The sequence below is a fragment of the Paenisporosarcina quisquiliarum genome, from assembly GCF_027563315.1.
Taxonomy (GTDB): Bacteria; Bacillota; Bacilli; order Bacillales_A; family Planococcaceae; genus Paenisporosarcina; species Paenisporosarcina quisquiliarum.
On the sequence record NZ_JAMKBJ010000002.1, the window covers coordinates 54,683 to 75,387 of the forward strand.

The following is a 20,705-nucleotide window of genomic DNA, read 5'->3' on the forward strand; positions in this document are numbered from 1 at the left end:
TTTTTAAAGAACCAAATCCAGTGTAATCTGCCATAAAATAATTTGTTACTCATTGGATTGTGGAAATAAAATACGCTTAGGAATATCCCCTAAGCGTTTTGATTATTTATTCGTCACAAATGATTGCTTGTATTCTTCCGAGACCATGAAATCATCTTCCAAGAGCACATACGGGTGTCTTTCCAACAACATATTTTTAATGTATTCTGGCATTCTATTTCCTTCGTATGCGCAAATTAATGGAAACGACAGTTCATTTACTGCTTCGTCGATTATTTTCTCAAAATCTTCAATTAGATGAAGAGGCTCTTCCATGGTAGCCCACTCCACATGTGCCCAAGACCGGAAAGTGAGTTGTTTTTCCAGGTAAGGCTCTATCATTTTACTAAAGTAATCTGTAATTGCAGGAGGATGATAACTTCCACTAGAACAATAGAAATCAAAGCTGTTTACATAATGTAGAAACGTCAGTTGCTCTTTTGATAAACGTGTGCTCAGTTCCTTTTGAATCATCGGATAAAGACGGGAATTTTCAATTAAAATAACGTAATCTCCCAAAGCAATACCATTTTCAATAAAATCCAGAACCTGTTTTATGTAATTTTCTTGTTCAGTATACGAATACAGCACATGAACATTTCGTTGATCCTCAAACATTTGATTCATTTTGTTTTTCATTTAGTCATCCCTTTGCTTCGTATCTCTCAATTATACCTAATAAATAAGAGTAGCGAAATGAGAGAAAATTGATAATTTGTGTAATTATCAATTTTTCCCAACTGTTTTAATTGAAATTGAAAATTTCTTCTTCCATAGTCCATTTTAAACGTCTTACCCATTCTTCCTGAATTTCATGTGACCCACTTTTTATCCTATGCAAAATTTTCCATACCTTATAAACACAATAGGCTTTTAATAATTCAGGTGTTACGGCTACAGAACTGTATTTTTTGTACTCATTAATAAATAGCTGATTTAATGATTCCGCATATTGGGGGTAATGGAGTTTCGTAAACCAGCAGACCCAGCCTATATCCGTTAAAGGATTTGCCCATTCAGACCACTCCCAATCCAAAACGGTAAGCGTATGAGTATCCGTGTATAAAATATTATGAACTCCATAGTCTCCGTGAGTTAAAACCCATTCGTCTTGGCAATCTTGTATGTTTTTTAAAAGGAATTTTGAATTATTTATTAGTACATCTGGGACAAAATCCAAATTATAGTTCAATTCATTGAAATTACATTCTTTAATTCCACTAGAAACATACTGGTATTTTTTTGAATGGATACTTTTCGCAAGAGTTTGACCTAAAATTTCATATAATTCCTTTTTTATATTTAGGTCTTCACTATCCAAAATGGTTTGTCCATTAATTCCTTTCCTGTACTCCATTACAATTATTTGAATGTCGTCTATTTTCATAACATCATAGATTTTTGGTGTAATGCCGGTTTCTTGTGTTAACTTTAAACAATTAATTTCATTTTCTATTTCATCGTTAACTGAGTTTATTACTTTAGCAACTACTGGAGGATGTATACCAACTAACAGGAAGGTTTCATTTGTGTACCCACCAGCTAATCTAATCGGTGTAAAATCACCATACTTTGCTATCAGGTGCTTTTTTAATAAATTTTCAACCAATGTAATACACCTCCTCTTTGAATTTTATACTTGTTATCTATTTATTTTCACATAAAAAACCGCCTTACTGCCCTTTTTCAGGATCAGTAGACGGATTTTCTTTTTTGGGGAAGTATTGAGGTGAACGATCAAGCTGATCGATGAATGATCTGGACTTCAATCGAATACCTGTTTGTTCTTCATAGATGGTTCTGACTATTTTCTTGATAAAAGTTTTAGTTTCTTTCTTTAATGTCAATTTTCCAACTTGCTCGATCGGTACAGTATAAAAAGTCCGAATTAGTTTCACTTGAGCAGGCGTTAATCGAATGATATAACGATCCACGTCAAAACACCGATGACACAAAAAACCGATTTGTTGGAAGGAGAAAGCAAATTCTCCATCTGTCGCTCCACAATTGGCACATTGATGCAGTGTGGGATATATACCAGTGACCGGCAACATCTTCCACTCAACGAACAAAGCAATGGCTTCAGGGTCATATTCCTCAGAGATAGCATGCAGCGCTTGCTGGAGCAAATTGAAAATGGCAGGTTGAGCCGTACGGTCTTCTACCGCACGATCAATTAATTCCACCACAAAACTTGCATAAGCAGTCGCTTCGATATTCTCACGAATATGACGGTACGATTCCATCTGTTCCCCTTGCTGCATCGTCCCCATTCCGCGCCCTTGTTGGACCAGGAAGGAACCATGGGTGAAAGGTTGCGTAATCGCCGCGAGTCTACTTGCAGGTTTTTTTGCCCCTCTTGCCATCGCGGTGACCTTGCCACCTTCTCGCGAATAGATGGTGACTATTTTATTGGATTCCCCGTAATCTTGCGTTTTTAAGACAATGCCTTCAATTCGATTCAGCAACTGCCCCCACGCCCCTTATTAATATTCGTCGTCGCGGAAACCGAAGTCGCGTAAATGGACTTGTTTATTGCGCCAGTCTTTTTGGACTTTTACCCATAGCTCTAGAAATACTTTGCTTCCAAGCAACATTTCGATATCTTTACGGGCACGCATCCCCACTTCTTTAAGAAGTGCACCTTTTTTACCGATAACGATCCCTTTTTGTGAGTCGCGTTCTACCATAATGGTCGCTGTCACTCGAATTTTATCACTATCTTCATCTCTTTTAATTTTCTCAATAACGACCGCAATTGAATGTGGAATCTCTTCATGTGTTAAATGAAGCACTTTTTCACGAATCAACTCAGAAATAATGAAACGTTCTGGATGATCTGTTACTTGATCGGCAGGGTAATATTGAGGGCCTTCTGGCAAGTGCTCAGTCAGGACTTTCAGTAAGCCTTCGATATTGATACCTTCAAGAGCAGAAATCGGTAATACATCAGCGAAATCAAATTCATTTCTGAACGATTCTGTAACACTCAACAACTTGTCAGGATGGATTAAATCAATCTTATTCATCACTAAAAAGACTGGTGTTTCATTTCCTTTAAGCATATCTAAAATGTAACGATCTTGTTTCCCGATACGGTCTGTTGAATCTACCATCAACAAAATCGCATCGACTTCACGTAATGTGTTTTTTGCAACTTTCAGCATAAAATCCCCTAGTTTATGTCTAGGTTCATTAATTCCAGGAGTATCAATGAAAATAAGTTGTTCAGTGTTCGTTGTTAATACACCTTGAACTTTATTTCTTGTCGTTTGTGGTTTGTCACTCATAATCGCAATTTTTTGCCCGATTACACGGTTCAAGAATGTTGATTTCCCTGCGTTCGGACGCCCAATAATTGAAATGAATCCTGATTTATACCCTTTATTTGTTTCCAGCATTCGCTAAATCCTCCGGAGAAAATGCACCAGGCAATAATTCAGCAACTGTTGTTTCCTGTACATCACCTTTTAAGTTAATCAGATAAACAGGCATGTTCGGCTCACAGAACTCGGCAATCACTTGACGGCAAGCTCCACATGGCGATACAGGGCCCTCTGTGTCAGCTACGACTGCAAGTGATGCAAAGTCGCGAACTCCCTCAGAAACCGCTTTAAAAATTGCTGTGCGCTCTGCACAGTTTGTCATGCTAAATGATGCATTTTCAATATTACAACCGTGGTATACTTTGCCTTCTTTCGTTAATAAAGCAGCGCCCACTTTAAATTTAGAATATGGTACGTACGCGTTTTCGCGTGCGATTTTCGATTCTTCCATCACTTGTAATTTATCCATTATTCGAACACCTCAATTAATAATTTCCATCCACTTAGGTAAAAAGATGAGTATTCCGATTATAGCACTTGCACAGGCAAATACAAGGACTGCACCGGCGCTCATGTCTTTCGCCAGCTTAGCTAAAACATGTATATCTGGAGAAGCCAGATCAACTACTCTCTCCAAAGCAGAATTGACTAATTCAAGACTCAACATACCTGAGATACACAAAATCAATATGATCCATTCAATCGTTGATAAATGACTAAAGATGCCCGTTAAAATTACGACAATTGCTGCGATTAAATGAAATCGGAAATTCCGCTCTCTTTTACTGGCACTAATGAGTCCAGCAAATGCGTATTTGAATGAAGAAATGAAATTATTGTTTTTCATTCACGTCGCAATCCAAAGGACTGTAAGATTGCCTCTTGCTTTTGTGTCATTTCTTTTTCTTCATCCGCTTCCATATGGTCATAACCGAGCAAATGAAGAAAACCATGGATTGCTAAAAATCCCAATTCCCTCTCTTCACTATGACCGTAATCGGCTGCCTGTTCCTTTGCACGTTCAACTGAAATGATGATGTCCCCTAGCATACGTGGTACACCTTCCACTTCGATTGCCATTTCCCCTTCGCCTAATTCTTCCATGGCAAATGAAATGACGTCTGTCGGTACATTTTTTCCTCGATACTCATGGTTGATTTGTTGAATTTCTTCATTGTTCACAAATGTTACAGATAACTCGCTGCCTGCTTCAATGCCTTCAGACTGAGCAGCGTGATGTAACATTTTTTCAATCATTTCCAGGTTCTCCGTGGATAAAGATTCTGTTTGGTCGATTAAGTCTAATGTTAAATGCATATGTGTGCTCCTTTATTGAGGGTATTCAATTCGAGAATGGAAGATCCCATTCAGCGTTTCGCACAAAACACGTTCGACGGTTTTGAGTTCTTTTAATGTTAAGTCACATTCATCGAATTGCCCATCATGTAATCGGTCTTTAATAATGGAATGGACGATTTCCTGTATTTTTTCTGCCGTTGGATGCTTCATGGAACGGACTGCCGCTTCCACACTATCTGCAATGGAAATAATGGCTGTCTCTTTTTTCTGAGGTTTAGGACCTGCATAACGATAATCTTCTTCATTAACAGATTGCCCTTCTTCTTTTGCCTTGTAGTAAAAATACTTCAATAAACTGGTGCCGTGATGTTGTTCCGCAATATCAATGATTTCTTTCGGCATTTTGTGTTTTTGCAGTAATTTCGCTCCATCACTTCCGTGGGATAATATGATATCCCGACTTGTTTCTGGGGGCAATGAGTCATGAGGGTTGGCATGACTCATTTGATTTTCAATGAAAAATCCAGGACGTTTGGTTTTTCCGATATCATGGTAGTAACACCCGACTCGTGCTAATAAGCCATCTGCCCCAATGGATTCACAGGCTGCATCAGCCAAGTTTGCGACCATCACACTATGATGATATGTCCCTGGAGTTTCCGTTAAGATTTTTTTCAACAAAGGATGATTCGGATTTGATAGTTCAATCAGTTTCATCGTGGAAATTAAACCAAAAGCGGATTCAAAGAATGGCAACATTCCGATGGTCAAAGCACCGGACAAAAGACCGGATGTAATAGCGGCAATCCCGTAAAATAGCAATTCGCTGACTCCATAGTCTGATTGGGTCATTAATAAATAGAACGCCATAAAAACGAAATTGACAACCGCTACGCTTAAACTCGTTTGCAGTAAGTGTGACCGTTTTTCCGCTCCTTGAATCACGTATAGACCCGCAAGTCCTCCAAACAAAAGATAAAGGGCGATTTCCATTTGTAGAACAACGGAATAACCTTCTTGGAATACGATTCCGGCAATTGCGGCAGTTAAAAAAGCCATCAAAACTGCAAAGCGTTCATTAATCAATGAACGGACAAGCATTGGAGCTAATGCGGTCGGGAAAAGAAAAGCAATCGAAACGTCGAAGTTATTCGAAACTAAACTAATCAGCTTCATCCCGATTACCGACATAATTAAGATCAGCATGACCACAAGAAGGGTACGTTGCCTTTCTTCTTTACTGGCACGCCATTTTGTCATCTGCATATGTAGTAGCCACATACAAAGCGAAATAAAAAGAATAAGTCCGAGAATTGGCTTCATTGAAGACTGATTGGTCAGCATTCCAAGAAGTTTTAGTTGTCGATATACTTCCCGATCGATAATCTGACCTTCCTGGACAATAACTTGTCCTTGGAGAATCCGTGTCGGTTCAATACTTGCTCTAGCCTGCTCGATTCGCGCTTGGGTTAGTTCTTCATTTAATGTTTCATTTTCATTAATGCTGTAACGTCCAATCAATACCGCAGTTGGCAACACACTCTCCGGTATTTCCAAATTCCCGCGAATGCGTCTTTCGATTTCATTTTTAGTATTGGCCACTTGCTCCGACCGTATCGGTTTACTCATAATATCGCGTATGGAAGCCGTAAGAGAATCTCTTAAATTAATTAAAGATTCATTTTCCAATAAGAGTAATGAAACCAAAGCGCCATCTGTAAAACGAATTCCTTCGCCATCTGTTTCCAGTACATTGAGGTTTTCCTTCAAGTCACTTACTTGCTCTTCCATCGGAGCTAATGATTCAACTGACTCCGCTTTTTCTTCCAAAACATAATCAATTACCGACGTAACAATCGCTGCACGATTTTCGCCAATTTCTTCGGAAAATTGGTAAACACTTGATACTTCTGAAGCGGCTCTTTGGCGTTCTTCTTCCGTTTTCACAGGATCTTCAACCGTTTTGATAGAGCGGATCGTTTCGGTTGATAAATGAAATTCTTGAATATCATATTTCTCGGGTCTAACTCCATTTATGAGCAGTAAAAAAAGGAGTAAACCTGTTATCACAATCGTTAAAACGGTAAATGTTCGGTAGCCTACTAGCGACTGCATTTTCTTCACCCAGCTGTCCACTGCATCACCCCATCTTCTTCCTACTATCATATCAAGAATTTTCTATCATTACACCGACTAATGTAAAAGATTCAAGAAATACAAACATCGCAACTAATCATTCTATGTAAGATTGCTTGTTTAATATCGCTTTTCTATGATTCTATTTTTTTGATTTGTGGGAAATATTGGTTAGTTGCTCCAAAAACAGTGAAAGTTGCTCCTATTTTGGAAAAGTTGCTCCAAAAACAACGAAAGTTGCTCCTATTTAGGAAAAGTTGCTCCAAAACTTGAAAGTGCGTGAAGCGGGAGATCCACAGGTTGGGGTTTTCATTCTAAATGACAGGCTCATACGAGATTTGAGACTACTGCAAATGTGAATTAAACAACAGATAATATTATCAGGAGCAATTAGCAAAAAAAACAGCAGCCTTATTCCGGCTGCTGTTCTTCGTATGCGTGGATAATTTTTGCGACGAGAGGATGACGTACAACGTCCCCTTGCTCGAGCATTTGGAAGTGGATGCCACTGACATTGTGCAAAATCTTCTCCGCTACTTTCAGGCCGGATTCTGCACCACGCGGTAAATCGATTTGCGTTTTGTCGCCTGTGATTACCATCTTCGAGCCGAAGCCCAGTCGTGTTAAAAACATCTTCATTTGAGCTTTTGTCGTATTTTGAGCTTCATCCAAAATGACAAAGGCATCATCTAGTGTTCGTCCACGCATATATGCAAGAGGTGCAATTTCTATCGTTCCTCTTTCCAAGAAGCGCGTCGTTTGTTCCGTTCCGAGCACATCATGAAGAGCATCGTATAAAGGACGTAAATAAGGATCTACTTTTTCTTTCAAATCCCCTGGTAAGAATCCTAAGCTCTCACCCGCTTCAACAGCAGGTCGGGTCAAGATAATGCGTTTTACATGACCATTCTTTAATGCTTGTGTTGCAAGCACGACTGCAAGATATGTTTTCCCGGTACCAGCAGGTCCAATACAAAATACCAGATCTTTATGGCGAATGGCATGAATGTATTCACGTTGGCCGATTGTTTTAGCACGAATCGCTTTCCCTTTTACATTACGCGCAATTTCTTCATCGTACAATTCCGCGAAATACTCTAAAGTCCCAGCTGTACTCATTTCAATAGCCGTACTAACGTCACGTTGGTTAATATTTATCCCTTTTTTAATAACTTTTAAAAGTTGTTCAATCAGTTGTTTAGCAACTGCACGCTTTTCGACATCCCCTACTAGACGAATCGCTTCGCCTCTGGTGATCACTTGAACGCCCAGCTCTTGTTCAATTAATTTCATATTGCCATCAGAAATTCCTAGCAGTAAGATGGCTTCATTTGGGTCTTGAACGTGTAATTCCGTATAATGTTCTTCCTGCATTCTCAGTCTCCTTGATGTATAGGTCTTTTACCTGCAATATTATCATTCATATAATACAGTACTTTCCCTTTTACTGTATCATTTGACCATGTCATGTGTAAAACTTTTTCATCCTTAATCTTTCCATTTGATGACAAACTGGATGCTGTTCTCATTCTTAGCATGGGCAAAAATGCTTCTTCAATCCACTTTTCATTTACAGTCACAGAAGATTTTTCAAAAATTGTATTGCGCTCTACCCGAAAGACACTTTTGAACATTTCAATCAGATGTTCCAAGCTTTGCTCTTTTTTGAATGCTTTCCATGGTTTAGACACTTGTAGAATATTCACTTCTTCGGCTACAAACTTATCATAGATAATTTTTGTTGGTAACTGAAAAGACATTTCAAGCCAATAGTCCGCAAACACTTGCCCTTCTGCCCCAACAACTAAATTTTTATTTCCTTGTTTCAGTATCCCCGTTACTAACGTATCTCCTTTTTTGACCGTTTCGTGTAACGGTACCAAACGTTCTCCTGAGCGGAGATCATAATGGGTAATGACACCTTTACGCAAAGCCACCAAATCCGAAGGTGCTGTTTCATCCACTTGATCACGGATAATGACAGGAGCAGGTACAGAAGTAATATGCATTTTTGCCCCACTTCGTTTGATATGAATCCAGGAAAGATCGTGATTGTTTGCTAAAATAACTTGTCGTATTTCAGAATCCGGGATCAGTGATTTCAAACTCTTTCTTTCGATAACATTTAATTTATGCAGTTCCTGTTCGAGTTTTACTTGCCGTTCATCTGATTCATCTTCAATTGATATTTGCCATAAAAATAAAGAACAGATATATGGAACTAAAATGAATCCAAGTAATCCTGCGAGCACTGACCAGTGAAATTGAAGTACGCTTGAATTATCTGGTCGAGAGAAATGGATCGGTATTCTGTACTTCTTTCTGATTTTACGGACCTTCGGAATATCTTTTTCATAAATCATAAAAGTCGTTCCTGATTTATTTGTAGATAATTTTATTATGTAAACTTTATTTAACTTTAATGCTTGAAGAAAAGAGTATGTTTGTTCATGGGGCTTTAATTGACAAGTGATTTTTCGACTACTTTCTAAAGATGCCATTAGACCATATCCAATTTTCGTAGTTCCAGTTTGGTTAAATCTCGAACACTGATTGTGACTTCATCTACATTCATGGTGGAAATAATCGTTTCGCCTGATTCGATGGTCAAAGCAAATCCTTGTCCCTTTAACTGACATGAGTTAGGACTGAGTGACAATAATTCAAAGGGTCCATTCACACGAATAGATTGAAAGTCATCAATATGGATAAATGGGGTCAATTGCAGATGATTGTTTAACAAAAAAAGACCTCCTTTCCATCAGCATATGCTGACAGATTGGAGGTCATGAGTTAACGTTTCGATTTTGGCGGTGCTAGAATTTCCGAGAAAATAATCGCCTGAAGAAGTTCTTTTTCTGATGACGGAACGAATGATGAAGAATCTGTATTTTGAATACGATTCTTCTCTTTCGTCTGGTGCAGGGAAAGTCTTCCTTGCCGAGCCGAAGTTCTTGGTGCTTCTTTCATTTGTTCCTTAGCAGGTAAAACTTTTTCTTTCACTTGTTTCATTTGATACATAACTTCAGGTTTTGATGGTGTTTTTGTTTGTCTTTCAGAGATTTGCTTTTGCACATCTCCATATATTTCTTTCGCATAATCTTCAAGTTTTTTCATGGATTGTTGATTTGGCGACTGCGGCAGAAATGGTTTCGTTTGTCCACCATCATCACTTGCATTTTTCCGCTTAAAAATTGCACTGATGACAAATGCAATGATCGCAAAAATGATTGGTTCCACTGTCAAATCCCTCCTTAAAGGGCTGCTGATCTGGATTAATCTTGAGTCAGGTCAGTTTTAGATTTATCGCCGCCAATTTTACTGATTGAATCGCGCATGCTCGTATCAGCTTGCAGATTTTTGTAATTCATATAGTCCATTACACCGATGTTTCCTTCGCGCAATGCTTCTGCCATAGCTAAAGGAATTTCAGCCTCAGCTCCAACAACTTTCGCACGCATTTCCTGTACTTTTGCAATCATTTCTTGTTCAGTTGCAACAGCCATGGCACGGCGTTCTTCGGCTTTAGCTTGAGCAATTTTCTTGTCAGCTTCCGCTTGCTCCGTTTGAAGTTCTGCACCGATATTTTTACCGATATCAACGTCCGCGATATCGATGGATAAGATTTCAAAAGCCGTTCCTGAATCAAGACCTTTTGATAAAACAGTTTGAGAAATCATATCCGGATTTTCCAATACTTTTTTATGGTTAGTGCTTGAACCAATCGTAGAGACAATCCCTTCACCTACTCGGGCAACGATGGTTTCTTCACCAGCACCACCGACTAAACGATCGATATTGGCACGAACTGTGATACGCGCTTTTGCTTTCACTTCAATACCATCCATTGCTACACCAGCGATAAAAGGTGTTTCAATTACTTTAGGATTTACAGACATTTGCACCGCTTCAAGAACATCACGGCCTGCAAGGTCAATCGCAGCTGCACGTTCAAACGGCAAATCAATATTTGCTCGATGCGCGGCAATCAATGCATTCACAACGCGGTCAACATTACCGCCTGCTAAGTAGTGACTTTCGAGTTGATTAATCGTTACAGATAAACCAGCTTTATGTGCTTTAATTAACGGATTGACAATGCGTGATGGAATAACGCGTCGTAATCTCATCCCCACTAATGTAAATATGCTGATGCGTACTCCAGCTGCCAATGCCGAGATCCATAACGCAATCGGTACAAACGTCATGAAGATAGCCAGCAGTATGAATGCGGCTATAATGGCAATGATAATGCCGATTGTGCTTCCAGTAATTCCTTCAATCATGCTTCATTCTCCCCTTCTTTGACTTCCCGTACAACCGTGCGAGAGCCTTCAACTTTAATAATTTTTACAATTTTATTCGCATCAACGTAGCCACCTTCAGTGACTGCATCGATTCGTTCACCATCCAACATAATCGTTCCAGATGGACGAAGTGGTGTCATACTTACAGCCATTCTACCAATTAATTCATAGCGGTTGACGTTCGATACATAGCCATGCTCTGTATCCGTTGCATCCTTCAAAATAATTTTATTGAACAGCTTGAGGTTCTTTCCAAAAAATTTCATGAGTATCACCATTCCTACAATTGCGACCATCAATGCGATCAACACGGCAATTCCCATGTGGAACACATTTCCCCCCGCAAGAAGTATACTTCCGATAATTAATGCTGCCCCTATTATACCCGCTATGGCACCTGGAAGGAAAAATTCAGCAATAATAAAACCCACTCCAAGGACAAACAGAAGAATAGATTCATATCCTGCCAATCCTGCAACCATATGACCGAAAAAGAATAACCCTATCGCAGTCAAGCCCATTGTTCCGGCAACGCCGAACCCAGGTGAATATAATTCAACAACCAATCCCAGACTTGCGATCGATAAAAGAATAGGAACAATTATTGGATCAGTCACAAAGCGCGCTACTTTCTCAGCAAACGTTTCATTTACTGAAGTAACATTCGCTTTATTCAGCTCCAATTCCTTCAATAAGGCCTCGAATGAAGCAACAGTGCCCTCAGAATAGCCAACTTCTTCAGCTTCAGTAGCTGACAACGTTAGAAGTTTCCCTTCCCCCGCGCGGTACTCTGGTAAGTCTATTGATTCATCTGCCATCGCCAGAGCATACAGGGGATCACGGTCAGATGATTCCGCAGCTGTTTTCATCGATGTCAACCAAGCACTATTGGCTTTCTCTTCCGCAGCGTTCCCTGCACCATCTATTACTTTCGCAGCTCCGATACGTCCGCTTGGCACCATATAAATTTCATCTGCGTGCAATGCAATAAAAGCACCTGCTGATAACGCATTTTGATTGATAAATGCGACCGTTTTCAATGGTGTTTCATCCATTAACTTCGCGATGTTTTCAGCAGAATCCACAAATCCACCAGGCGTATTGATGTCTAAAATTACAACATCAGCACCCGCTTCTTCCGCTTCTTCAAAAGCACGTTGCAAAAAGGCATATAAACCTTTTTCCACTTCATCCTTTATAGGGATCCGATAAATTTCCGATGCGTTGACGGGCAAGCTAGGCAAGATTAATAGAATGGAAATGAAGAGCAGTAAATACCCACTTACAACCCGCGTCCACCTCATAACGCCCCTCCTTATCTATGTAACAATTAGGCTTTCTATAGTATGTACGGATGAACAGGAAAAAAGATTCATAAAGAAGAAAAAAATGTGGGAAATAGCATGTGAATGAATAATAGGAAGAAATTTTTTATTTTGTGTGAAATGGCAAAGGATTAATACTTTCACGGAGAATGATGTAGAAGTGTTTATAATTTCCGTTGAATACGAGGGAAGCTTCCGTCCAGTCGAAAACAATTTTCATCCACTCGCTTCAACCAATATGATAGGTGTAAAACTCAAATCTCCTCAAAATAGAGGAAAATAAAATAAGCCGAGAAATCAGTAGATTTCTCGGCTTACATATGGAATTTCTTTAGTCATCAAGTAGTACGTGTTATGAACGTAGGGATTAAAGGAATTGATCACTAACGTTTACGCGCATCTTCTGATTTCTTATTACGCTTTACGCTTGGTTACCTGAAAATCGCGATTCAAGATTCCGTAAAGGTTAAATTAGAATTTACGCTTACGCGCAGCTTCTGATTTCTTTTTACGCTTTACACTTGGTTTTTCATAAAACTCGCGTTTTCTTACCTCTTGTATTGTTCCACTTTTAGAAACAGTACGTTTGAAGCGGCGAAGAGCATCTTCAAGCGATTCGTTTTTGCGAACGACAGTTTTTGACATCTCTCTTTCCCTCCCTCCGAACACACGTCAATACATAACCTAGTGTTATGTACTCCAAAATTATATCGTATCATATCATTTTGGTCAATACGTTCTCGATAATTAATAGTCTGAGTTAGAAGTTAATCCTTGCATGATCTGAACACCAGAACTTGCACCAATACGAGTAGCCCCTGCTTCGATCATTTTTTGAACATCCTCCAAGCTACGAACGCCGCCAGATGCTTTCACACCAAGGTCTGGTCCAACTACTTCGCGCATCAATGCAACGTCTTCAAATGTTGCTCCACCTGTAGAAAAACCAGTAGATGTTTTAACGAAGTCTGCTCCAGCGTCTTTAGACAATTGGCTTGCAACTTTAATTTCTTCTTTAGTCAGCAAACAAGTTTCTAAAATTACTTTCACAATTGCTTTCCCTTTAGCAGCATTTACTACTGCTTCTACGTCGCGTTTTACTAAATCAAGGTCTTGAGATTTCAAAGCGCCCACATTTAATACCATATCAATTTCACCAGCACCATTATTAATTGCATCCGTTGTTTCGAATGCTTTCGTTTCAGGTGTAGATGCACCAAGTGGGAAACCGATTACTGTACAAACTTTTACAGGAGTTCCTGTTAAAAGTTCAGCAGATGTTTTTACCCAAGTTGGATTTACGCAAACAGATGCAAATGTGTATTCTTTAGCTTCTGCACAAAGTTTTTCCACTTGCTCTTTAGTAGCTTCAGGTTTCAATAATGTATGATCGATCATTGACGCAATATTTGTAGTCAAAATGGTTTCACCCTTTCGGAAGTTGTCCGTACCTCTTCATTTTACCATGATAGTCCTTGCTTTTCACTAAAAATCACATAAAGTTGACACAAAGCCAATTGTGAAATTATCTTTTCGCGGTTTGAACAGTTCTTTTCGGGAATCCTCTTTAGGAGAATTCCAATCGCATAAAAATCCAGTACACCGAAATGTACTGGATTTTTTTGATCAATCACGCTAATCCACGGATTTAGCATAACCACGATTTAAACTTATCATTCAAATTCATAGGAAATGGCAGATAATACATACAAAGGAGCTGTTTCGGCTCTTAATATACGCGGTCCTAATGAAATAGATTGGAATCCCCGATCCATTAAAGCTTGTATTTCTGTTCGGGACAACCCACCTTCTGGTCCAAAGACGACACAGATTGATTGCTGACCATTCTTTCTTGATAACGTTTCAGCAAAACGCGTTCTTTTTTCCAGCTTCGCGTCTTCTTCATCAGCAACGAAACATACATCGTATTTCTCGGTCATTTGAAGTAATTGCTTAAATGTCACAATATCCTGGATGGTCGGAACTACATTTCGGTGAGATTGTTCTGCAGCTTCTTTTGCGATTTTTTGCAGACGTTGTTGTTTTTTACTGCCTTTTTGAGCGTCCCATTTCACAATGGAGCGTTCCGCTTCAAACAGAACGAGTTCATGCATCCCAAGTTCCGTTGCTTTTTGCGTAATCAAATCTAATTTTTCACCTTTTGGCAATCCACAACAGATGGTTACTTGGATAGGCAGTTCATTTGAGCGCAACGCATCCGATGATTTTCTCACCCGCACGTCCTGGCCTTCGAAACGTTCTATTGTTGCTTCGTAAGCCTTGCCTTCAGAAACAATAATGATGGATTGACCTTCTTGCATACGCATCACTTTTTGAATATGTTTGGCATCATCGCCAGATATGACAGCCATTTCATCCACTAATGGTTCTTGAATAAAGTATCTTTGCATCTATTATTTATTCCTTCACTGGTTTCTTAGAAATGATTGTTACCCAGTCTTCCATCATCATGACCTCTTCAATTATAAAGCCAGCCGCTTCAAGAGACTGCTTTACATCGTCTTTTTTCGCTCCGATGATTCCAGAAGTAATGTACAATCCGCCTTCTTTAACGACCTTGAATGCATCTTGAGTAAAGGACATGATGATTTCAGCTAAAATATTCGCCACAACAACATCAGATGGCTCGTTGACAGTATCCAGCAAGTTGCCATGGACAACTTCTGTCGTGTTTTGAACTTTGTTCAGTTTGACATTGATTTTTGCAGAACGCACAGCTACTTCATCCAAATCTAGTGCATGCACATGTTTTGCTCCAAGCAAAGCTGCACCGATTGCCAAAACACCTGAACCGGTGCCGATATCTGTAACATAATCACCAGGTTTTACAGTCTTCTCAAGTGCTTGAAGACACATGACGGTTGTCGGATGAGTTCCGGTACCGAATGCCATTCCAGGATCCAGTTCGATAATCAATTCATCTGTTGAAACCGGCTCGTATGTTTCCCAAGTAGGGACAATCGTAAAGCGTTCCGAAATTTTCACTGGATGATAGTATTTCTTCCATGCAGTTGCCCATTCTTCTTCATTGACTTCACTGATTTTCACAACGTTTTCGCCAATGTTGATATCATAATTGATGAGGTTATTGATCGCGAGCTTCACTTCTTCGACTGTTTCACCTAAAAAACTTGTAACGGGTAAATAAGCTTTCAGAATAACTCCTTCTGTCGGGAAATCATTTGGATTCAACGCATAAATTTCACCGAATTGATCCTCGCGTTCTCGTGCGAACTCCTCTGAATCCTCAATGACAACACCGCTTGCTCCTGCTTCGTGCAAAATATTCGAAACTGCTTCTACCGCTTCATGCGTCGTATGAATGGAAAGCTCTGACCACTTCACCTGCGTCAACTCCTTAGTCACCTTTTATCGTGCGTTTGATTTTATCAAATAATGAACTGCTTTGTTCTTCAGGGATGTCGCCACTGATTTCAGCAAAATCTCTTAACAGTTGTTTTTGTTTCTCAGTTAATTTAGATGGCGTCATCACTTTCACTACTACGTGTTGATCACCGATTCCGTAACCATGAACATTTTTCACGCCTTTGCCTTTTAAGCGGAATGTCGTTCCGGATTGTGTTCCGGCTGGAATTTTCAGTTTCACTTTGCCGTTTACTGTTGGCACTTCAATTTCATCGCCTAAAGATGCTTGAGGGAAGGTTAATTTCAATTCGAAATAAATATCATCTCCGTCACGTTCAAAGCGATCATGAGGTCTAACGCGGAACACTACATATAAATCGCCGGCTGGTCCGCCATTTTTACCTGGCTCCCCTTGTCCGGAAACTCGCAATTGTTGACCATCATCAACACCAGCAGGAATTGTTACTTTAATTTTCTTGCGTTTTTTCACAGTGCCTTGACCATGACAAGTTGAACATTTATCTTTGATTAACTTACCTGTTCCTTGACAGTGATGACACGCACGACGATTCACCATACGTCCGAATGGTGTATCCTGGGTCACATTTAACTGGCCTGTTCCTTGACAGTGATGACAAGTCTCAGGTGATGTACCAGGTTTAGCACCATTTCCGTGGCAAGTATCACACGTTTCTTCTTTCGGAATTTCAATTTCAGTCTCTTTGCCGAAAACAGCTTCTTCAAAATCGATGGTCATGGAATACTGTAGGTCTTCACCTTTACGTGGGGCATTCGGGTCACGACGACGTGATCCTCCTCCACCAAAGAATGAACTGAAAATGTCATCGAATCCGAATCCATCTCCACCGCCACCGAATCCTTGATTAGGGCCGGCATGACCGAATTGATCATATTGAGCTTTTTTCTGATCATCGCTCAACACTTCATATGCTTCTGTTATTTCCTTGAATTTATCGACAGCATCCGCCTCTTTGTTAATATCCGGATGGAATTGTTTCGACAGTTTTCTATACGCTTTTTTTATCTCGTCTTTTGAAGCACTTTTTGTTAATCCTAGTACCTCATAGTAATCTCGTTTATTCATTTGTCACACTCCTGATTAAACTTTCATAAAAAACTGTATTTTCAGTGTATTAATCGTTACCATACGAGCTAATAGTTGTCGTTTTTTTCAAAAAAAAATATGACAACTTACTGCGGCATAGCATCTATTGTAACACGCGATTATCTGCAATGCCAAAGACATTGAAAAAGCCAAAGTCGGTATTCCAGACTTTGACTTTTTCGGTTGTCTATCATGTCTTACTTGTTGTTATCGTCGTTTACTTCTTCGAATTCAGCGTCTACGACACCATCATCTTTTTTAGAGCCTTCAGCACCTTCTGCTCCTTGAGCTTCAGCAGCAGCTTGTTCGTACATTTTCATTGTTAGTGCTTGAACGATTTCATTCAGCTTGTCTTTTTTCGTGCGAATGTCTTCTAAGTTGCCCGCTTCTAGAGCAGCTTTTAACTCGTCCTTCGCATCTTCAGCTTGTTTCTTCTCTTCTTCAGAAACTTTGCCTTCTAAATCTTTTAATGTTTTTTCAGTCATGAAGACCATTTGATCCGCTTCATTTTTCAATTCAGCTTCTTCTTTACGAGCTTTATCCGCTTCAGCATTTGCTTCCGCTTCTTTCACCATACGATCGATTTCTTCGTCAGTTAAAGCTGTATTTGATTGAATCGTGATATTTTGTTCTTTTTGAGTTCCCAAATCTTTCGCTTTAACTGTTACGATACCATTTTTATCGATATCGAAAGTAACTTCGATTTGAGGTACGCCACGTGGTGCTGGTGGAATATCTGCCAATTGGAAACGACCTAAAGTTTTGTTATCAGTTGCCATTGGACGCTCACCTTGTAAAACATGAATGTCTACAGCTGGTTGGTTATCTGCTGCTGTCGAGAATGTTTGTGATTTAGATGTTGGAATCGTTGTGTTACGTTCGATTAACTTCGTGAACACGCTACCCATTGTTTCGATACCAAGTGATAAAGGAGTTACGTCAAGAAGTACTACATCTTTAACGTCTCCAGTCAATACGCCACCTTGAACTGCAGCACCCATTGCTACTACTTCATCCGGGTTAACTCCACGGTGTGGTTCTTTGCCTGTTTCTTTTTTGATTGCTTCTTGTACCGCTGGGATACGAGTAGATCCACCAACTAAAATAACTTTGTCGATTTGTGAAGGTGAAAGGTCAGCATCTTTTAATGCTTGACGAGTCGGTACCATTGTACGTTCTACTAAAGAAGCAGTTAATTCGTCAAATTTCGTGCGGCTTAAAGTCATTTCTAAGTGAAGAGGACCTGCTTCGCCAGCTGTGATGAATGGTAATGAAACTTGAGTAGAAGTTACACCAGAAAGATCTTTTTTCGCTTTTTCAGCTGCATCTTTCAAACGTTGTGTAGCCATTTTATCTTTTGATAAATCAATGCCGTTTTCTTTTTTGAACTCAGCAACGAAATAATCCATTAATAATTGGTCAAAGTCATCTCCACCAAGACGGTTGTCACCGGCAGTTGAACGTACTTCGAATACGCCATCGCCTAATTCAAGGATAGATACGTCAAACGTACCACCACCAAGGTCATATACTAAAATTGTTTGGTCTTGATCCATTTTATCTAAACCGTAAGCAAGTGCTGCTGCAGTTGGTTCGTTAATAATACGTTCTACTTCTAAACCTGCGATACGGCCAGCATCTTTAGTTGCTTGACGCTCTGCGTCATTGAAGTAAGCAGGAACTGTAATAACAGCTTTCGTTACTTTTTCACCTAAGTAATCTTCTGCATAACCTTTTAGGTATTGAAGAATCATTGCAGAAACTTCTTGAGGTGTATATTCTTTGTCTTCAGCTTTCACTTTATGGTCTGTACCCATATGACGTTTAACTGATTGAATTGTGTTTGGGTTTGTAATAGATTGACGTTTCGCTACTTCCCCAACTTGGCGTTCGCCATTTTTGAATGCTACAACCGATGGAGTTGTACGGTTACCTTCTGGATTTGGGATTACTTTTGGTTCTCCACCCTCAAGAACTGCCACACATGAATTTGTTGTACCTAAGTCAATACCGATAATTTTACTCATTCTATAATTCCTCCTAGATGTTTGAAAGTTAGGTTATTCGTTTACTTTTACCATTGTAGGTCGAAGCACGCGATCTTTGTACTTGTACCCTTTTTGCAACTCTTGTAACACGATGCCTGATTCTTTTGAGTCGTCCGCTTCCGTCATAACGGCTTGGTGTAAATTCGGATCAAACTCAACGCCTTCTGCTTCAATTACTTGCAATCCTTCTTTTTCAGTCGCTTCAACCAATGTCTTGTAGACCATTTCTAATCCCTTACGCAATGATTGAGATTCTTCCGAAGCTGATTCAACTTGCATCGCGCGCTCGAAGTTATCTAGTACTGGCAATAAGTTTGAAAGCAAGTTCTGTGCTTTATATTTATCCGCAGCTTCACGGTCTAAATGTGCTCGACGCTTAAAGTTTTCATAGTCTGCACGCAAACGCAAATGACGGTTTGTTTCTTCATCCAATTGTTTTTGTAACAATTCGAGCTCAGTTGGCTCTTCACTGTTTGTTTCCTGATTTGCTAGTTCTTCTTCCGAACCAGTTGCTTGCTCGGAAGGTTCCACGGTTTCTTGTTCCGTGTTTGAAACAACTTCTTTTTCTTCAGATTGCGACACGTTTATTTCCTCCTTCTTTATCGTGAGCCACGCAAAATGCGTGTGAGTTCACGAGACAAATCCCCACTCATAACATCCAATAAAGTGACGACTCGTCGATAGTCCATTCTTGTCGGGCCAATAATAGCAATGGAGCCCATTTGTTCTTCCCCGATGGTGTAAGATGCTGTGATCACACTGCAGTCTTCCATTTCCATCAGGTTATTTTCAGAACCAATCCGAATATGAATACCCGCTTGGTTCGGCGAAAACAGCGATGAAATTTGATTTGCCTGATCCATCATCGTAATTAAACCCCGTGCCTTTTGAAGGTCACTGAATTCTGGATGATGAAGCAGTTTCGATTTGCCGCCATAGAATACTTTTTCTTCATGTGGGCTAGAGATAGCTGCACCAAATGAAGCCATGAGTTCACCGTAACGACCAATATGCTGTTTTAATAAAGCGGCCGTTTCTTTTTCAAGAACACGTTGAAGTTCATGTAAGTGAACACCGGTCAGCTGTTCATTTAAAATGTTTACCATCTTCTCAATATCAGATGCTGTCAGCCCTTGAGGCAATTGGAACAATCGATTTTCTACATGACCTGAGTCAGTAATGATGATCGCGACTGCCGAATCATTTGTTAAAGGAACGATTGAGAATCGTTTAACTCGGTGTTTGCGTACATCAGGTCCCAGCAAAATCGACGTATAGCTCGTCAATTCGGACAAAATCATGGCCGTTTTCTGAATGACTTGTTCCGTCTCTGTAATTCTTTCGTGGAAGACAGATTGAATTTGTTGCATGTCATCTGAAGATGCAAGTTGAGGCGTAAGCAAATGATCAACATAAAATCGATACCCTTTTTCAGAAGGTATACGACCAGACGACGTATGCGTTTTTTCCAAATAACCTAAATCTTCTAAATCAGCCATGTCATTTCGAATCGTTGCAGGACTGAACGGCACTTCTTCTTTTTTAGATAGTTGCCTTGATCCCACAGGTTGAGCAGTCTGAATGAAGTCATCAACTGTTACTTGCAGTATAAGCAATTGTCGGTTCGTTAACATGATTATCACCTCTGTTAGCACTCATCACTTGCGAGTGCTAATACTCATACATAAATTATCAAATCCGTTGACTAAAGT

22 protein-coding genes are annotated in these 20,705 nt (G+C 39.7%); all 22 read right to left on the bottom strand.

Annotated elements, in window-relative coordinates; translation table 11 throughout:
• Positions 1-102: 102 nt before the first annotated feature.
• On the bottom strand, positions 103-678 hold the full coding sequence (locus M9R32_RS02505; RefSeq protein ID WP_269925174.1) for an MEDS domain-containing protein: 576 nt from the start codon (positions 676-678) through the stop codon (positions 103-105).
• Between the two features lie 106 nt (positions 679-784).
• A complete protein-coding gene (locus M9R32_RS02510; RefSeq protein WP_269925175.1) occupies positions 785-1,648 on the bottom strand; it encodes an aminoglycoside phosphotransferase family protein in 864 nt (287 codons plus the stop codon).
• 64 nt (positions 1,649-1,712) lie between these two features.
• Positions 1,713-2,507, bottom strand: a complete 795-nt coding sequence (gene recO / locus M9R32_RS02515; protein ID WP_269925176.1) for a DNA repair protein RecO — start codon at positions 2,505-2,507, stop codon at positions 1,713-1,715.
• A gap of 18 nt (positions 2,508-2,525) precedes the next feature.
• Positions 2,526-3,440: a GTPase Era gene (gene era / locus M9R32_RS02520; RefSeq protein WP_269925177.1), complete on the bottom strand. Its 915-nt coding sequence runs from the start codon at positions 3,438-3,440 to the stop codon at positions 2,526-2,528.
• Complete coding sequence (locus tag M9R32_RS02525) at positions 3,424-3,834, bottom strand: cytidine deaminase (protein ID WP_269925178.1); 411 nt, start codon at positions 3,832-3,834, stop codon at positions 3,424-3,426. The genes era and M9R32_RS02525 overlap by 17 nt, the downstream gene beginning before the upstream one ends.
• A 12-nt stretch (positions 3,835-3,846) precedes the next feature.
• Positions 3,847-4,212 (bottom strand): diacylglycerol kinase family protein, encoded by a 366-nt coding sequence (locus M9R32_RS02530; protein WP_269925179.1) that lies wholly within the window; start codon positions 4,210-4,212, stop codon positions 3,847-3,849.
• Positions 4,209-4,682 (bottom strand): rRNA maturation RNase YbeY, encoded by a 474-nt coding sequence (ybeY, locus tag M9R32_RS02535; RefSeq protein ID WP_269925180.1) that lies wholly within the window; start codon positions 4,680-4,682, stop codon positions 4,209-4,211. The genes M9R32_RS02530 and ybeY overlap by 4 nt, the downstream gene beginning before the upstream one ends.
• 12 nt (positions 4,683-4,694) lie before the next feature.
• The gene (locus tag M9R32_RS02540) at positions 4,695-6,779 is read right to left on the bottom strand and encodes an HD family phosphohydrolase (protein ID WP_272508264.1); all 2,085 of its coding nucleotides are present in this window, start codon (positions 6,777-6,779) and stop codon (positions 4,695-4,697) included.
• A 432-nt stretch (positions 6,780-7,211) separates the two neighbouring features.
• On the bottom strand, positions 7,212-8,174 hold the full coding sequence (locus M9R32_RS02545; RefSeq protein WP_269925182.1) for a PhoH family protein: 963 nt from the start codon (positions 8,172-8,174) through the stop codon (positions 7,212-7,214).
• 2 nt (positions 8,175-8,176) lie between these two features.
• Positions 8,177-9,301 (bottom strand): sporulation protein YqfD, encoded by a 1,125-nt coding sequence (locus M9R32_RS02550; protein WP_269925183.1) that lies wholly within the window; start codon positions 9,299-9,301, stop codon positions 8,177-8,179.
• On the bottom strand, positions 9,301-9,543 hold the full coding sequence (locus M9R32_RS02555; protein WP_269925184.1) for a hypothetical protein: 243 nt from the start codon (positions 9,541-9,543) through the stop codon (positions 9,301-9,303). Before M9R32_RS02555 ends, M9R32_RS02550 begins: the two co-directional genes overlap by 1 nt.
• 50 nt (positions 9,544-9,593) lie before the next feature.
• Positions 9,594-10,040: a hypothetical protein gene (locus tag M9R32_RS02560; protein WP_269925185.1), complete on the bottom strand. Its 447-nt coding sequence runs from the start codon at positions 10,038-10,040 to the stop codon at positions 9,594-9,596.
• A 35-nt stretch (positions 10,041-10,075) separates the two neighbouring features.
• On the bottom strand, positions 10,076-11,086 hold the full coding sequence (gene floA, locus M9R32_RS02565; protein WP_269925186.1) for a flotillin-like protein FloA: 1,011 nt from the start codon (positions 11,084-11,086) through the stop codon (positions 10,076-10,078).
• A complete protein-coding gene (locus M9R32_RS02570; RefSeq protein WP_269925187.1) occupies positions 11,083-12,411 on the bottom strand; it encodes an NfeD family protein in 1,329 nt (442 codons plus the stop codon). Before M9R32_RS02570 ends, floA begins: the two co-directional genes overlap by 4 nt.
• A gap of 492 nt (positions 12,412-12,903) precedes the next feature.
• On the bottom strand, positions 12,904-13,077 hold the full coding sequence (rpsU, locus tag M9R32_RS02575) for a 30S ribosomal protein S21 (RefSeq protein WP_016426884.1): 174 nt from the start codon (positions 13,075-13,077) through the stop codon (positions 12,904-12,906).
• A 102-nt stretch (positions 13,078-13,179) separates the two neighbouring features.
• The gene (gene deoC, locus M9R32_RS02580) at positions 13,180-13,851 is read right to left on the bottom strand and encodes a deoxyribose-phosphate aldolase (protein ID WP_269925188.1); all 672 of its coding nucleotides are present in this window, start codon (positions 13,849-13,851) and stop codon (positions 13,180-13,182) included.
• A 254-nt stretch (positions 13,852-14,105) separates the two neighbouring features.
• Positions 14,106-14,843 (bottom strand): 16S rRNA (uracil(1498)-N(3))-methyltransferase, encoded by a 738-nt coding sequence (locus M9R32_RS02585; RefSeq protein WP_269925189.1) that lies wholly within the window; start codon positions 14,841-14,843, stop codon positions 14,106-14,108.
• A gap of 7 nt (positions 14,844-14,850) precedes the next feature.
• A complete protein-coding gene (gene prmA, locus M9R32_RS02590) occupies positions 14,851-15,798 on the bottom strand; it encodes a 50S ribosomal protein L11 methyltransferase (RefSeq protein WP_269925190.1) in 948 nt (315 codons plus the stop codon).
• Positions 15,799-15,811: 13 nt separating this feature from the next.
• Positions 15,812-16,924, bottom strand: coding sequence for a molecular chaperone DnaJ (gene dnaJ, locus M9R32_RS02595; RefSeq protein WP_269925191.1), 1,113 nt, complete (start codon positions 16,922-16,924; stop codon positions 15,812-15,814).
• Between the two features lie 218 nt (positions 16,925-17,142).
• Positions 17,143-18,972 carry a molecular chaperone DnaK gene (gene dnaK, locus M9R32_RS02600; RefSeq protein WP_269925192.1) on the bottom strand — a complete coding sequence of 610 codons (1,830 nt, stop codon included), beginning with the start codon at positions 18,970-18,972 and terminating at the stop codon, positions 17,143-17,145.
• A 33-nt stretch (positions 18,973-19,005) separates the two neighbouring features.
• A complete protein-coding gene (gene grpE / locus M9R32_RS02605; protein ID WP_269925193.1) occupies positions 19,006-19,575 on the bottom strand; it encodes a nucleotide exchange factor GrpE in 570 nt (189 codons plus the stop codon).
• A 17-nt stretch (positions 19,576-19,592) separates the two neighbouring features.
• Positions 19,593-20,627 (bottom strand): heat-inducible transcriptional repressor HrcA, encoded by a 1,035-nt coding sequence (gene hrcA, locus M9R32_RS02610; RefSeq protein ID WP_269925194.1) that lies wholly within the window; start codon positions 20,625-20,627, stop codon positions 19,593-19,595.
• Between the last annotated feature and the right edge of the window lie 78 nt (positions 20,628-20,705).

Coding starts and splice junctions, on each gene's coding strand:
- M9R32_RS02505 (WP_269925174.1), bottom strand. CDS start 678: ATGAAAAACAAAATGAATCAAATGTTTGAGGATCAACGAAATGTTCAT.
- era (WP_269925177.1), bottom strand. CDS start 3,440: ATGCTGGAAACAAATAAAGGGTATAAATCAGGATTCATTTCAATTATT.
- M9R32_RS02525 (WP_269925178.1), bottom strand. CDS start 3,834: ATGGATAAATTACAAGTGATGGAAGAATCGAAAATCGCACGCGAAAAC.
- M9R32_RS02530 (WP_269925179.1), bottom strand. CDS start 4,212: ATGAAAAACAATAATTTCATTTCTTCATTCAAATACGCATTTGCTGGA.
- ybeY (WP_269925180.1), bottom strand. CDS start 4,682: ATGCATTTAACATTAGACTTAATCGACCAAACAGAATCTTTATCCACG.
- M9R32_RS02540 (WP_272508264.1), bottom strand. CDS start 6,779: ATGCAGTCGCTAGTAGGCTACCGAACATTTACCGTTTTAACGATTGTG.
- M9R32_RS02545 (WP_269925182.1), bottom strand. CDS start 8,174: ATGCAGGAAGAACATTATACGGAATTACACGTTCAAGACCCAAATGAA.
- M9R32_RS02550 (WP_269925183.1), bottom strand. CDS start 9,301: ATGGCATCTTTAGAAAGTAGTCGAAAAATCACTTGTCAATTAAAGCCC.
- floA (WP_269925186.1), bottom strand. CDS start 11,086: ATGATTGAAGGAATTACTGGAAGCACAATCGGCATTATCATTGCCATT.
- M9R32_RS02570 (WP_269925187.1), bottom strand. CDS start 12,411: ATGAGGTGGACGCGGGTTGTAAGTGGGTATTTACTGCTCTTCATTTCC.
- rpsU (WP_016426884.1), bottom strand. CDS start 13,077: ATGTCAAAAACTGTCGTTCGCAAAAACGAATCGCTTGAAGATGCTCTT.
- M9R32_RS02585 (WP_269925189.1), bottom strand. CDS start 14,843: ATGCAAAGATACTTTATTCAAGAACCATTAGTGGATGAAATGGCTGTC.
- dnaJ (WP_269925191.1), bottom strand. CDS start 16,924: ATGAATAAACGAGATTACTATGAGGTACTAGGATTAACAAAAAGTGCT.
- dnaK (WP_269925192.1), bottom strand. CDS start 18,972: ATGAGTAAAATTATCGGTATTGACTTAGGTACAACAAATTCATGTGTG.
- hrcA (WP_269925194.1), bottom strand. CDS start 20,627: ATGTTAACGAACCGACAATTGCTTATACTGCAAGTAACAGTTGATGAC.